This is a genomic window from Intrasporangium mesophilum, from assembly GCF_054783095.1.
The window spans coordinates 13,257-27,572 of record NZ_BAAGRF010000057.1 but is presented as its reverse complement, the minus strand read 5'-3'; the positions used below and the strand labels follow the sequence as shown (position 1 = coordinate 27,572).

Below are 14,316 nucleotides of genomic sequence, written 5' to 3'. Positions count from 1 at the left end.
CATGTCAACACCCCAATGCCACCAACCGGTGATGCGGCAGCTCACGCGGCCGTGTCGACCTGACCACTCGACGATCGAGGGGTCGTCTCCAGACGGCCCACGAGCAGGCTTCATGGGCACAATGGGGCCCGCGGCGCCACCCCTGCCGCTCCGCCGCCAGAGAGGGTGTCGATGCGAAGCCTCGCCACGTCCGACCGACCGTCCGTCCGTGCCCTGTCCTCAGCCATCGCCGCGGTCTCCTCAGGAGCCCGAGCCCGCGACTTCATCCGGATCATGCACCGGATGGGGGCCGCCCCCGCCTCGATCGTCCCCCACGTTCGAGACTCCCCGAACTTCCGCGACGGCCGGTTCCAGTCGGCCGAGCCCTCGCTGCGCCCCCGCGTCCGGGCCCAGACGAGCGCGCTGCTCGCGGCGATCCGGGTGCACGGCCGCGGCCGGCCCGTCGGAGAGGTCCCGATCGTGCGGCCCAAGCCCCCGGAGGATCCCGGAGACCTCGCGGTGACGTGGTACGGCCACGCGACCACTGTCGTCGAGGTCGACGGGGCACGGTTCCTCATCGACCCCGTCTTCAGCGACCGCGTCAGCCCGTCCACGCGCACCGGCCCGAAGCGACTGCACCCCGTCCCCGGCCCGATCGAGCAGATCCCGACTCTCGACGCGGTGCTCATCAGCCACGACCACTACGACCACCTCGACGAGCCCTCGATCGTCATGCTCGAGCACACCCACCGGCCGCACTACGTCGTCCCGCTCGGCGTCGACCTCCACCTGGTCGCCTGGGGAGTCCCGACCGAGCGCATCACCGCCCTGGACTGGCGCGAGGAGACCGAGCGGAGCGGCATCCGGCTCACCTGCACCGAGGCCAGGCACAACTCGGGCCGCGGTTTCGTCGACTCCCAGACGCTCTGGGCGGGGTGGGCTCTGCGCGGCCCGGGGCACTCCGTCTTCTTCGCGGGAGACTCCGGCACCTCCAAGCGCTTCGCGCACATCGGCGCCGACCTCGGCCCGTTCGACCTCACGCTGATGCCCGTCGGCGCGTACGACCGCTTCTGGCCGGACATCCACATGGACCCGGAGCAGGCAGTCGCCGCCCACCGCGACGTCAACCGGATCGGCACCGACCCGGCCACCCTGGCGCGCGACGCCGCCGGTGTCGCCGACGACTTCATCGACGGCGACCAGCGGATCGACACCCCGGGAGGTGCGTACGAGGAGGGCGAGCCGACCCACACGTCTCGCACCACCGCCACCGCGGCACGCGAGTCGGTCATGGTCCCGGTGCACTGGGCGACCTTCAACCTGGCGATGCACTGGTGGGCCGAGCCGCTGCGACGGGCCCGCAGGGCCGCCGCCGAGGCGGACATCCCGATCGCCTCCCCACGTATCGGTGAGCGCGTCGACCTGTCCGTCGGTGAGCCCCGGGACGTGGCGAGCGCTTTCAGCGAGCCCTGGTGGGAGGCGTGCTCCGACCCGGAGGACCACGACTGACGGCGTTCCCTGCGTGTGCACCGGACGGCATACGACCCCGGCCTGCAAAGACGCACGCGGCCGGCGGAACTCGCGGGACGCACCGAGCGCTGGAACTATGCGAACGAACCAACCTTTGGGAGGCTGACGTGCAGCTGCCGATCCTTCGACGTATGGGTGCCACGACCGCGGCGGTCCGCCGCCGTGTGAGCGACTCGCCCAACTACCGCGACGGTGCGTTCCAGTCGCACGAGCCGGCGCACTGGGTAGCGACCGCGGAGGCCGAGGGTGGCAGCAGCATGCTCGTCACCGCGATCAGAGAGCGCGGACGGGGCAGACCTGCCGGGACGATCCCCCTCGTGCGCCCGCAGCACCCGCAGGAGGCGGCCGACCTCGCCGTGACGTGGTACGGCCATGCGACGAGCGTGGTCGAGCTCGACGGCCGGCGCTTCCTGCTCGACCCGGTCTTCGGCGACCGCTGCTCGCCGTCGGCCTTCCTCGGCCCCAAGCGCCTCCACCCCGTCCCCGGCAGCATCGCCGAGATCCCACGACTCGACGCGGTCGTCATCAGCCACGACCACTACGACCATCTCGACGAGCCGTCGATCGCCATGCTCGAACGCACCCACCGGCCGCACTACGTCGTGCCGCTCGGCGTCGAGGAGCATCTGCTCGCGTGGGGCGTGCCCCCAGGCCGGGTCACCAGCCTCGACTGGCGCGAGGAGACCCAGGTCGCCGGGATCCGCCTGGTCTGCACGGAGGCACGTCACTTCTCAGGGCGCGGCTTCGTGCGGAACCAGACGCTCTGGGCGGCCTGGTCGCTGATCGGCCCGCGGCACTCGGTCTTCTTCGGCGGCGACTCCGGCCCGACCCACCGCTATGTCGACATCGGTGCAGACCTCGGCCCGTTCGACCTGACGCTCATCCCGGTGGGTGCCTACAGCCTGCACTGGCCCGACATCCACCTCGATCCCGAGCAGGCCGTGTCGGCGCACCTCGACGTCAACAAGGGCGAGACGGACTCCGTCATGCTGCCGATCCACTGGGCCACGTTCAACCTGGCCATGCACTGGTGGAGCGAGCCGATCCGGCGGGCGCGCACGGCGGCGCAGGAGCGCGGCGTGCGTCTCGTCTCCCCGGTCGTCGGCACGCGAGTCGTCCTCAGCGACAACGGAACCGACCTCGACATCGACAATGTCGTGGCCTCCCACCAGGACCCCTGGTGGGAGGCGGCCGCGGCGGCCGACGACCACGACTAGCGGGCTTGGTCCCGGCGTCAGCGCTCGTCCAGCGGGGTGTGTCACACCACTGACCGCTGAGCATCAGCGCTGACGCCGCCTCATCTTCAGTAGCGGCCCGCGGAGAGGCGCTCGGTGAACTGGGCATCCCACGTGCGCACCGCGGCTGAACGCTGCGGAAGGCGCTGCGGCATACCCTGCGGTGCGGCGGCGGAGCGGGCCGCGAGCGTCGTCATCGGGGGCTTCGACCCGGTGAACAGCCAGGCGTCGAACAGGTCGTCGAGCTGTTGCCCGGAGACTCGCTCGACCAGCGCGATGAACTGGGCCGTCGTGCCGGTGCCACCGCCCTGCTCGCGCACCCACGACCGTGCGATCTCCCAGAACGCGTCGTCGCCCACCCGGTTGCGCAGCACCTGCAGCGTCATGCCGCCGCGGAGGTAGACCGGGTTGCCGAACAGGTCGTCGTGCGGCGGCTCCCCCACGACGAACGCCCAGAAGGGATCGTCGTCCGGGATCACCGAGTAGTAGAAGTCGAGCGCGTCCTGCGGCGTGAAGAACCCCTCGTGCTCCGCCCAGACCCACTCGGCATACGTTGCCCAGCCCTCGTTGAGCCAGATGTCCTGCCACTGCTCGAGCGCCACGTGGTCGCCGTACCACTGGTGGGCGAGCTCATGGGCGATCACACTGTCGCCGCCGTCGGGCCAGAAGTACTTCGAGTAGACCGGCCGGGTCTGCGTCTCGAGGGCGAAGAAGAGGTCGTCCTGGTCGTCGATGATCGCCCCGACGGTCGAGAACGGGTACGGCCCGAATGCCGCCGACAGCACGTCGACGATCTCACCCTGTCGCGCGAGCGAGGCGTTGATCGACGGCCCCAGCTCCGGGTCGCTCAGCAGGTTGGGGTCGACTGCGTCGTAGAACGGCAGCCCCGAGGCGGTCGTGCCCGAGCGGACATCCCAGTGCCCGATGTCGATCGTTGCCAGGTAGCTGGCCATGGGTTCCGGTGCGTGCCAGTCGAACCGAGTCGATCCGGCCCGGGTCGTCGTCCCTGCGAGGAACCCGTTGGCCACGACGCCGAGCCCCTCCGGCACGGTGACGTGGAAGTCGTATGCCGCCTTGTCCCTCGGGTGGTCGTTGACCGGGAACCAGCCGGCAGCGACATCGGGCTGCCCGGCGACGGTCGCGCCGTCGTCGGTCGCCATGAAGCCGGTGCGGAGCGACACGTCGCCCAGCGGCAGGAGGAACTCCTTGGGCACACCGGAGTACGTCGCCTCGATGGTGACCGGGTGCCCCGACTGGATCTTGCGCTGCGGCACGACGACCAGCTCCGCGCCGTCGCGCGTCCACGTTGCCCGCTTGCCGTCGACGACGAGGCTGCTGATCGTCATGCCGTCGAAGTCGAGGTCGAAGCGGTAGAGGTCGGCGGTCGCCGTCGCCGAGATGACCGTCGTTGCCGACCAGACGTCGGTGGCCGGGTCGTACGTGCCGGTGATGTCGTAGTGCCCGACGTCGTAGCCGCCGTTGCCGGCGAGCGGGTAGTAGCGGTCACCGACACCCGGGGTGCCGGCGGTGAAGCGGCCGTTCTTCTGGCCGGAGTCGTCTGCGCTCGCGAGGGGCGCGCAGAGTGCAAGTGCTGTTGTGGTTGCTGCTGCGATGCATGCGGTCACGGCCGCACGGGTCCTGAGCTTTCCCTTCACGGTGGCCTCCCCAGCCTGCCGCGCCGGGCGGCGCGAGCATTTCACCGTACTGCCGGGAGACGCTGCGTGGGCGGAGTAGGCGCCCCTAGGCGCCCTCGTCCGCGCGCTGCACGAAGATCCAGCGCTTCATCGCGACGAACCGGGCCGCCGTGGACAGCACGTTCGCCATGGCCACGACGAGCGTCTGCGTGAGCGTGCTCGCGTCGGGAGCGACGTGAGCCAGCACGGCCAGCGCCAGGGACGTCGCGGCATACGTGATCGCGAAGATGACCAGCGCCTGCCCGTGCTGGGAGACGAGGCGCCGGCGACCGGTCACCCCGAAGGTCCAGGCCCGGTTGAGCGCGGTGTTGAAGACCGTCCCGAGCACGAGCGCGATGCCGTTGGCGAGCTGGGACCCGACCCCGCCCCGCACCAGGGCCGCGAAGAGGCCGAGGTGCAGGGCGGTGGAGAGCACTCCCACGCCAGCGAAGCGAACTAGCTGGTGCGACAGGCGGATTCGCTGTGCGGACATGGTCGTCGCCGTGCTTGTCTGGGTCACTTCGGCTGCGTCAGGTCGTAGAACGTCGAGCCGCCGATCGTCACCTGGGTGAAGTTCTGCTCCACCCACGAGCTGATCTCGGACGCCGCGTTGCTGCCGCCGTTCTGGGCCCCGAAGCCACGCCCGCTGGAGGCGAAGTAGTGGATCTGGCCGTTCGCGACGTACTGCTGGAACTGCGCGAGCGTCGGGCTCGGGTCGGAGCCGTTGAAGCCTCCGATCGCCATGACGGGCAGCTGAGTGCCGAGCTGCAGCCCCGCAGCCGTCTGGGAGCCGACCGCTGCCGCGACCCAGGTGTACTTGTCGCTGTTGGCCGACAGGGCCGAGACCACTGCAGTGTCAGGGGTGGTCGCGTCGAGCAGCCCGCCCATGCCTCCACCACCGCCGCCGTTCACGGTCCCGCGAGCGCCGCCGAAGCCGCCAGGGCCACCCGCGCCGCCGAAGCCGCCAGGCCCGCCCGCGCCGCCGGGGCCACCCTGGCCTCCGCTCGGTCCCGCCGTCACGATCGAGCCGGTGTGGCCCTGGGCGGTCGTGGAGAGGGTGTATGCCGTCGGGCCGAGCAGCCCGGCAACGAGCGCGCCGGCGAGCACGAACGGGATCGCCCTCGCGTGCAGCCACTGGACCGCCAGGATCAGCATTGCGGCGGCCATCCCCACGGCGAGCACCGTGATGCGCAGCCAGTCGCCGTAGGCGGTCGTTCGGGACAGGAGCAGGAAGCTCCAGACGGCCGCAGCAGCCGTCGCTGCGGCAAGAGCGATCGTGCCGACCGAGGACGAGCGTCGCTCCCACGCTTCGACCGAGCCCATGCCGACGAGCGCTCCGACCGCGGGCGCGAGGGCCACCGTGTAGTACTCGTGGAAGATGCCGGCCATCAGGCTGAAGACGATCATCGTCACCACGAGCCAGCCGCCCCAGACGAGGTATGCCGCCCGGCGGAGGTCCGTGCGGGGGCGCCGTCCGCGCAGCCACAGGCCGGCTGCGAGCAGGATCAGCGCGCTCGGGATGAGCCACGAGATCTGGTCGCCGACGCTGGAGGAGAACATGCGAAGCAGGCCGGTCTGGCCCCACATCCCGCCGCCGGCACCGCCGCCGCCACCGACCGAGCCGGTCTCGTCGCCCGAGAGGCGGCCGAGGCCGTTGTAGCCGAAGGTCAGCTCGAGGAAGGAGTTCGTCTGGCTGCCGCCGATGTAGGGCCGGGCCGAGGCAGGGATCAGCTCGACGATGGCGACCCACCAGCCGGCAGAAAGGACCATTGCGCCGACTCCCATGAGGGAGTGGACGATTCGCTTACGCAGCGTCGTCGGCGCGGCGACGAGGTAGGCGATGCCGAAGAAGGGGACGACGAGCAGCACCTGGAGCGTCTTGGTGAGGAAGCCGAGGCCGATGAAGACGCCGACGATGATCATCCACTTGGGCGACGCCTGCTCGATCGCCTTCATCGTGGCCCACGCGCCGAGCGCCATGAGCAGGGTGAGCAGGGCGTCGGGGTTGTTGAACGTGAACATCAGCGCGGCGACCGGGGTCAGCGCGACGACGGCCCCGCCGATGAGGCCGGCCGCGGCGCCGAAGTGCCGCCTGACGGTCGCATAGACCACGCCGACCGTCGCCACCCCCATGAGCGCCTGCGGGATGAGGATCGAGAAGGAGCTGAGTCCGAACATGCGCACCGACAGGGCCATGAGCCACAGCGAGGCCGGCGGCTTGTCGACGGTGATGGAGTTCGAGGCGTCGGAGCTGCCGAAGAAGAAGGCCTTCCAGCTGGCGCTGCCGGCCTGAGCGGCGGCGGAGTAGAAGGAGTTGGCGTAGCCGCTCGAAGTGAGGTTCCAGGTGTAGAGCACCAGCGTCGCGACGAGCAGGCCGATCATGGCCGGGCGGGCCCAGGCCGGGTCGGACTCGTCCCCGCGCCAGAGGCGGCGAAGCCGTCCGGGACGACCCGCTCCCGCTGCTGGCTCGGTGGCGATCGGCTGGCCCGGAACGGGCCCGGTCGTCGACGCAGGGGCCGCCGAGGCGCCCGGCGAGGTGAGGGTCATCGTGTCCATGTCGACAACCGTCGCGGCCGGCACTGTGCCGTTGCTGTGACGTCACTTTGCCGCCGTGATGAGTGCGTCTGGCGGGAAAGAGCGCTCACTCGACCGGGGATGGCTGGGGGGCGGGGTCACACCCCCCAGCCACCTCCGGTCGAGTGAGCGCTCCGTCTCAGGAGCAACAGCCCGGGTCAGACCGTCGCGGGCAGCAGCAGCGAGAACGTCGTGTCCCCAGGCTTGCTGTCGAGCTCGACCCGGCCACCGTGTGCCTTGCTCACGGCAGCCACGATCGACAGACCGAGGCCCGTGCTGCCGCCTGACCGGGTGCGGGCCCCGTCGCCACGGGCGAACCGCTCGAACACGTTGGGCTGCAGGGCAACCGGCACTCCGGGACCGTCGTCGTGGACCGCCACGCGGATCCACGGGCCCTCCTCGCGGACCGACGTCGTGACGCGCGTGCCATCGGGCGTGTGCGTCCGCGCGTTGGCCAGCAGGTTCGCCACGACCTGGTGCAGCCGCGCGGCGTCTCCCCTGACCTCCACCGGTTCCGGCGGCAGGTCGAGGTCCCAGCGGTGGCCGGGCGACGCGGCATACGCATCGCTCACGGCGTTGATGACCAGCGCCGACATGTCGACCGGCGCCTTCTCGAGGGGACGCCCGGCGTCGAGGCGGGCGAGCAGCAGGAGGTCGTCGACGAGCGAGCTCATCCGGGTGGCCTCCGACTCGATGCGGCCCATCGCATGGGTCACCGACTCGGGGACGGGGTTCGGCTCGCGACGCGACAGCTCGGCATACCCCTTGATCGACGCGAGCGGCGTGCGCAGCTCGTGCGATGCGTCCGCGACGAACTGCCGCACCCGCTGCTCGCTCTGGTGGCGTGAGTTGAGCGCCTCGTCGACGTGGTCGAGCATCTCGTTGAACGCAGCGCCGACCTTGCCGACCTCGGTGCGCTCGTCGATGTATGCCGGGTCGACCCGTTCCGCGAGCGCCACCCGTCCGGTGTGCAGCGGCATCTTCGACACCTTCGTGGCCGTGGCGGCCACGCGGCGCAGCGGCTCGAGGTTGCGCCGGACCAGCCAGGTCCCGATCACCGCGACGAGCACGATGCCGGCCGTGGCGGTGCCGATGGCGAACACCACCATCCGCTGGACGGTGTGCTGGTTGGGCGTCGTCGGCAGGCCGACGATGATCACGCCGGGAGTGGCCTGCATGGGAATGTCACGCTGACCGAGTGCCGTGTAGGCGGCTACGACGCGGTAGGTGCCCTGGTTCCCGCCGAGGTCGACGTCCGTCGCGTCCTTGCCGAGACCGGAGTGCGCCAGGATCGAGAGCTGGTCGGTGGTCAGGTTGCGGCGATTCTTGTCCAGGGACGTGGCCGCACCGACGTCGGTGGGAAACAGGGCCGTCGGCTGGTTCGGCAGGAAGGCGATGAGGCCCTCGTCACCGGGGCCGCCGGGACGCCGCTGGCTCTCCTGCGTGACCTGGAAGTCGGGCAGCGGGCCGCCGTGGAGGATCCGGCTGATCGACTCGTTGAGCTGGTCGTCGACCTGGCTCGTCAGCTGGTTGTTGAGGGCGAGGACGGTGACGGCGCCGGTGGCGAGGCTGAGCGCGGTGAACAGCGCCAGCATCGAGGCGACGAGCTTCGCGCGCAGCGTCCACGCCGACCAGGGGACCATGCTCTCGCGCGCGTCTCGGTACCGCTCGCGCAGCGACCGCTTCGGGGCGAGCGAGGGGGCCTGCACGTCGTCGGCCGACGGGAGGTCCTCGGGACGGGGTTCGTCGACCAGGTCTGAGATCGAGGAGGTCCGCTCAGGGGCACGCGTCGACTCAGAGGACCGGCTTGAGGACATAACCAGCCCCTCGCATGGTGTGGATCATCGGCTCGCGCCCCGCGTCGATCTTCTTGCGCAGGTAGGAGATGTAGAGCTCGACGACGTTGGCCTGGCCGCCGAAGTCGTAGTTCCAGACGCGGTCGAGGATCTGGGCCTTGGACAGCACCCGCTTCGGGTTGCGCATGAGGTAGCGCAGCAGCTCGAACTCGGTCGCGGTCAGATGGATCTCGTCACCGGCGCGCATCACCTCGTGGCTGTCCTCGTCGAGCGTGAGGTCGCCCACGACGAGCATGGACTCGGACGCCGACACGGCGACGGTGGTGCGACGCATCAGGGCGCGGACCCGGGCGACGACCTCCTCGAGGGAGAACGGCTTGGTGACGTAGTCGTCGCCACCGGCCGTCAGCCCGGAGACGCGGTCCTCGACGGCGTCCTTGGCCGTGAGGAACAGCACCGGGACGTTCGGGTTGTCGGTGCGCATCCGGCGCAGCACCTCGAGGCCGTCGAAGTCGGGGAGCATCATGTCGAGCACGACCGCGTCGGGGTCGAACTCGCGAGCGACGCGGACGGCTTCCATGCCGGACCCAGCAGACCGCACGTCCCAGCCCTCGTAACGCAGCGCCATCCCGAGCAGCTCGGTCAGGTTCGCCTCGTCGTCGACGACGAGCACGCGCACGGGGGAGCCGTCGAGGCGTTGCAGCTTGGCGGCGGCTTGCTTGGTCTTCTCGCTCATGTCATCCAGTGAATCTGTGAGTGCTGTGCGGTGGCCAGCATGTTCCTGTGCCCTTTCTGTGGACCTTCTGTCCAAGAGTCCCAGCACTGGGATGGCTGCGCCACAGCACTCGCACAGGTGCGCCGCCGAGCGTGTTGGCCATGACCACCGAGCCCACGCCCCAGACGCCGGGCGAGCAGCCGCGGCCGACGCTGCCGATGTTCGACCCGAACGTGCCGAGCGCGCAGACACCGCCGAGCGAGCAGCCGATCGCGCCGCCGGCGCAGGCCTACCAGTATGCCGCCGTCCCGACCACCCCTGCCCTCCCGGCCACGCCTGCCCAGCAGGTCGCGTCAGGTCCGACCGGTGCACCGCCGACGGCGCCCGTCCCGGTGGCTCCCGTCGTCGGTCCCGACGCGCCGCTCGCGGCGACCGGCCTGCCGCCGCGCAGCTCCGGCCCGGCGGGGTGGCAGCGCTGGTTCGGCTCCCGGTCCACCACCGAGGCTCCCGCTGCCCACGCGGCTGCGCCGTCCGGAGGCGGGCCTGCCGGCTCGTTCGCCGCGTTCGGCAACCCGCCCTCCGGCCCGGTCCCGGCGGCCCCGCCCGGTGAGCCCGTGCCGGTGGCCCCGACCGGGGGCGGACGCTGGAGTGCCAAGAAGACCGCCATCACAGCCGGCTTGGCGATCGTGCTGGCTTCCGTGGGTGCGATCGGCGCAGCTGCGGCGATGCCTGCCGGGTCGACCGGCGACAGCGGCCGGTTCGGCCCGGGCGGCGGGCGCACGTTCCAGTTCAACGGCGGCCAGGGCGGCAACGGCTTCAACCCGTTTGGCCAGGGCAACCAGAACGGCCAGGGCAGCCAGGGTGGCCAGCTGCCCAACCTCCAGAACGGCATACCTGGCGGTGGCCTCAACGGGATCGACCCGAACCAGCTCGGCCAGCTCGACCCGAACCAGCTCAGCCAGCTCGGCAACCTCGACCCGCAGCAGCTGCTCCAGCAGCTGAACCAGCAGCTGAACCAGCTCGACCAGGGCGCCGCCCCCTTCGCGAACGGTCAAAGCTCGGGTCAAGCCTGATCCGGGGCCGACCTGCCACCTCACGCCGGGAAGTGCCACGATCGGGACATGCCCGACTCCGGCCCCACCCCTTCGCCCACCGAGCCTCCGCCCGCCAGGGCCTCCCACGTCCTCGAGGAGCCGCACGACGAGAGCGTCTCCTCGCGGCTCAACTGGCTGCGCGCCGGCGTGCTCGGCGCCAACGACGGCATCGTGTCGACCGCGGGCGTCGTGGTCGGCTTCGCCGGTGCGACGACCGACCGTGGCGCGATCATCCTGGCCGGCATCGCCGCGCTCTCGGCAGGGGCGATGTCGATGGCCGCCGGTGAGTACGTCTCGGTGAGCACCCAGCGCGACTCGGAGCGCGCGCTGATCACCATGGAGAAGCACGAGCTGAGCCAGGACCCCGACGGGGAGCTCGAGGAGCTGACCCAGCTCTACGAGCAGAAGGGCATGCGCCGCGAGCTCGCTGAGGAGGTCGCCCGCGAGCTCACCGCTCACGACGCCCTGTCCGCCCACGCGGAGGTCGAGCTCGGGATCGACCCCGACGACCTGACCAGCCCGTGGCAGGCGGCCGGGGCGTCGCTGCTGTCGTTCGTCGTCGGGGCCATGCTCCCACTCCTGACGATCACGTTCGCTCCGGCGTCGTCCCGCGTCGTCGTGACCGTCCTCAGCGTCGCCGCGGCGCTGGCTCTGACGGGCTGGATCAGCGCGCGGCTCGGCCGCAGCCAGGTCGGCAGGGCCATCGCCCGAAACGTCATCGGCGGCCTGCTCGCCATGGGCGTCACCTACGCGATCGGGGCGATCGTCGGCATCAACCTCGGCTGACCGGTCGCCAACGTCACCGGCAGCCAGTTCGGGGCGGTAGCATCGATGGTGTCCCAGCGCCCGACCGAGGCGCATGCCCAGGGGGCCGACTCCACTGCACGCCTTGCGTGACCGAGTCTCCTACGGGCCTTGGGGGCTCGGGGCGCGCGACGGCGCGTCCCCGGACCCGAGCCGGGTTTCCAGACGACACGACATGGTGTCGCCCGGTTGCCGGCTCGGTGTTCGACGCGTCATCAGGAGGAACATGCCAACGCGCGTTCGCCGCGGGCCGACAGACACCGGCCAGCGAAAGGACTCCCCACGCCGGGAGGACCCCGCACCCCTCATTCCCGTCCTCGCGCGCCGGGTGCGCGAGGTCGAGTCGCGGGTCGCCGGCAAGGGCAAGGCGAGCCCGACCAACCGCACCAAGTTCCTCGTCGTCGCCCTGCTCATGCGGCAGGAGCGAGCCCGGGTCAAGGACGACGCCACGATCCCGGCCTCGACCCGCGCCGACCTGCTCAAGCGGCTCGACGGCATCGCGACGATCCTGGCGCAGATCGCGGCCCGCGACACGAGCCTGCTGACGCTGCTCGACGTGAACACCAAGCCGGGCCCCTCAGCCCAGCAGATGCGCCGGGACTGGCTCCTAGAGTCGGGCGCGGAGCTCGCCGAGGAGGACCTCGTCATCCACGCGCCCGAGCCGCAGAAGCCGCTCGTGCCGCCGCAGATCGCGGCCCGCCAGGTGACACCGCAGTCGGTGCCGTCCCGCGTGCTGGCGAACCCGTTCCTCGTGCCCGACGTCGCGCGTGCCGGGCAGCAGGAGTACCTCCCCGGACGCCTCGCCGGCTGGGAGCTGCTCGGACCGCTCTACCGGGCGTTCGAGCAGGGCGCCGGCGGGGAGTCGGCCTCGATGCCGCTGCCGCCGAAGCCGCCGATCGACCGGTTCTCCCCGGCCGGGTCGCAGCTCATGGTCCACCAGTCGCGCTTCCTGCAGAGCGTGCTCGAGGGTCACCGCACGTTCCTGCTCGCCGACGAGCCCGGTCTCGGCAAGACTGCCCAGTCGGTCATGGCCGCCTCCATCGCGAACGCCTACCCGATGCTGGCCGTCGTGCCGAACGTCGTGAAGATCAACTGGGCCCGCGAGGTCGAGCGGTGGACGCCGCAGCGCCGGGTCACCGTGATCCACGGCGACGGCGCCGACGTCAACGCCTTCGCCGACGTCTTCGTGGTCAACTACGAGATCCTCGACCGCCACTTCGGCTGGCTCTCCAGCTTCGGCTTCCGGTCGATGGTCGTCGACGAGGCCCACTTCATCAAGAACCTCACGTCGCAGCGGTCCCAGCAGGTGCTCGCGATCGCCGACCGGCTCCGGGCCACGACCCCGGGCGGCAACCCGCTCCTCATGGCCCTCACCGGCACGCCGCTGATCAACGACGTCAAGGACTTCGACGCGATCTGGCGCTTCCTGGGCTGGATCAAGGACGGCAAGCCGTCGCCGGAGATCGTCCGCACGCTCGACGGCAACGGCTACACCCCGGCTGACCGGGCGTTCTACCCGGAGGCGCGGCGGACCGTCATCGACATGGGGATCGTGCGCCGCCGCAAGGTCGACGTCGCCCGCGACCTGCCCGACAAGCGCATCGCCGACATCACCGTCGAGCTGGACGACGAGCTGGGCCGCTCGGTCCGGGCCGCCGAGCGCGCGCTGGGCGACAAGCTGGCCCGGCGCTACCGCGCCCTGCTGGCAGAGGCGAACGCCACGGAGATCTCGGGCGAGCCCGACGAGGCCCTGATGCGGCGCGTGGCGGGGGCCGAGCTGCGGTCCGGACCGGGCGAGAAGGCGGACGGACGCAGCTCCGAGAGCGTCTTCACGATCGTCCGCAAGATCGGCCAGGCCAAGGCCAAGCTCGCCGCCGACTATGCCGTGCAGCTGTCGCACTCGGTCGGCAAGGTGGTGCTGTTCGCCAAGCACATCGACGTCATGGACACCGCCGAGACGATCCTGGCCGACGCGGGCCTGCGCACGGTGTCGATCCGTGGCGAACAGACCACGAAGCAGCGCACCGAGGCCATCGACGGCTTCCAGAACGACCCGGACGTCTCAGTGGCCGTCTGCTCGCTGCTTGCCGCCGGCGTCGGGATCAACCTCCACGCGGCGTCCAACGTCGTGCTCGCCGAGCTGTCGTGGACCGCGGCCGAGCAGCAGCAGGCCATCGACCGCGTCCATCGCATCGGTCAGGACGAGCCGGTGACGGCGTGGCGCCTGCTCGCCGCGGGCACGATCGACTCCCGGATCGCCGAGCTCATCGACGCCAAGCAGGGCCTCGCCGCGCGGGCGCTCGACGGCGCTGACGTCGACGTCACGAGCGGCGACACGGTCCAGCTCGACGCGCTCGTCGAGCTGCTCCGCCGGGCGCTGGCCGACTGAGCGACGCCTGGGCCGGGCGCTCAGAACGGGATGTACATGATGTGCAGCCCGACTCGACGCCCGTCGGGCAGCTGGTGTGCCTCCGGCACCGTTCCGACGATGCGGAAGCCGAGGTCCTCGTAGAGCCAGACCGCACCGAGGTTGTCCTCGACGACCGCGTTGAACTGCATCGCGGCATACCCGGCCTCGCGGGCCCACGCGAGGGAGTCGACGACCAGAGCTCGCCCGACGCCCTGTCCGCGAGCCGCGGCGGACACCATGTAGCTGGCCGTGGACACGTGCGCGCCGGGGCCGGGCCGGTTACGGCCCATCTTCGCCGTGCCGAGCACGCGCCCGAGGCTGTCGAGCGCGACGGTCGCCCGGCCGCCCGGGCCGTTCTCCAGCCAGATCGCCCGCGCGTCGGCCTCACCGAGGTCGGTGGGGTACGGGAACGTATCGCCCGCCCGCACGATCTGCTCGATGATCGGCCAGACCTGCTCCCAGTCGGCGTCGTCGTAGTCGCGGACGAGAACGCTGTCGGTCACGTG

At 71.1% G+C, this 14,316-nt stretch carries 11 protein-coding genes; 5 read left to right on the top strand and 6 right to left on the bottom strand.

The annotated features are described in order from the left end of the window. Positions 1 to 171: 171 nt before the first annotated feature. Positions 172 to 1,488, top strand: a complete 1,317-nt coding sequence (locus ACYVLP_RS24220) for an MBL fold metallo-hydrolase (RefSeq protein WP_460629844.1) — start codon at positions 172 to 174, stop codon at positions 1,486 to 1,488. Positions 1,489 to 1,640: 152 nt separating this feature from the next. Beyond that, positions 1,641 to 2,726, top strand: a complete 1,086-nt coding sequence (locus ACYVLP_RS24215; protein WP_460629843.1) for an MBL fold metallo-hydrolase — start codon at positions 1,641 to 1,643, stop codon at positions 2,724 to 2,726. An 86-nt stretch (positions 2,727 to 2,812) separates the two neighbouring features. Here the strand turns inward: ACYVLP_RS24215 and ACYVLP_RS24210 are convergent, their stop codons facing one another. The 5 genes from ACYVLP_RS24210 to ACYVLP_RS24190 all read right to left on the bottom strand — a co-directional run bounded on the left by ACYVLP_RS24210 (position 2,813) and on the right by ACYVLP_RS24190 (position 9,523). Further along, complete coding sequence (locus ACYVLP_RS24210) at positions 2,813 to 4,399, bottom strand: M1 family metallopeptidase (RefSeq protein ID WP_460629842.1); 1,587 nt, start codon at positions 4,397 to 4,399, stop codon at positions 2,813 to 2,815. Between the two features lie 85 nt (positions 4,400 to 4,484). Further along, positions 4,485 to 4,910, bottom strand: a complete 426-nt coding sequence (locus ACYVLP_RS24205; RefSeq protein ID WP_460629841.1) for a GtrA family protein — start codon at positions 4,908 to 4,910, stop codon at positions 4,485 to 4,487. A gap of 23 nt (positions 4,911 to 4,933) precedes the next feature. After that, positions 4,934 to 6,973, bottom strand: a complete 2,040-nt coding sequence (locus tag ACYVLP_RS24200; protein ID WP_460629840.1) for a glycosyltransferase family 39 protein — start codon at positions 6,971 to 6,973, stop codon at positions 4,934 to 4,936. Between the two features lie 176 nt (positions 6,974 to 7,149). Then, positions 7,150 to 8,808 carry an ATP-binding protein gene (locus ACYVLP_RS24195; protein ID WP_460629839.1) on the bottom strand — a complete coding sequence of 553 codons (1,659 nt, stop codon included), beginning with the start codon at positions 8,806 to 8,808 and terminating at the stop codon, positions 7,150 to 7,152. After that, positions 8,786 to 9,523: a response regulator transcription factor gene (locus ACYVLP_RS24190; RefSeq protein WP_460629838.1), complete on the bottom strand. Its 738-nt coding sequence runs from the start codon at positions 9,521 to 9,523 to the stop codon at positions 8,786 to 8,788. Before ACYVLP_RS24190 ends, ACYVLP_RS24195 begins: the two co-directional genes overlap by 23 nt. Positions 9,524 to 9,663: 140 nt before the next feature. Here ACYVLP_RS24190 and ACYVLP_RS24185 point away from each other — a divergent pair, with 140 nt between their 5' ends. The 3 genes from ACYVLP_RS24185 (at position 9,664) to ACYVLP_RS24175 (ending at position 13,789) form a co-directional block, all read left to right on the top strand. Further along, positions 9,664 to 10,575, top strand: a complete 912-nt coding sequence (locus tag ACYVLP_RS24185) for a hypothetical protein (RefSeq protein WP_460629837.1) — start codon at positions 9,664 to 9,666, stop codon at positions 10,573 to 10,575. A gap of 48 nt (positions 10,576 to 10,623) precedes the next feature. Next, positions 10,624 to 11,382: a VIT1/CCC1 transporter family protein gene (locus tag ACYVLP_RS24180; protein WP_460629836.1), complete on the top strand. Its 759-nt coding sequence runs from the start codon at positions 10,624 to 10,626 to the stop codon at positions 11,380 to 11,382. A 244-nt stretch (positions 11,383 to 11,626) separates the two neighbouring features. Then, positions 11,627 to 13,789, top strand: coding sequence for a DEAD/DEAH box helicase (locus ACYVLP_RS24175; RefSeq protein ID WP_460629835.1), 2,163 nt, complete (start codon positions 11,627 to 11,629; stop codon positions 13,787 to 13,789). Positions 13,790 to 13,809: 20 nt separating this feature from the next. On the opposite strand, the gene ACYVLP_RS24170 is transcribed toward ACYVLP_RS24175, so the two are convergent. Further along, positions 13,810 to 14,313, bottom strand: a complete 504-nt coding sequence (locus ACYVLP_RS24170; protein WP_460629834.1) for a GNAT family N-acetyltransferase — start codon at positions 14,311 to 14,313, stop codon at positions 13,810 to 13,812. Positions 14,314 to 14,316: the final 3 nt, after the last annotated feature.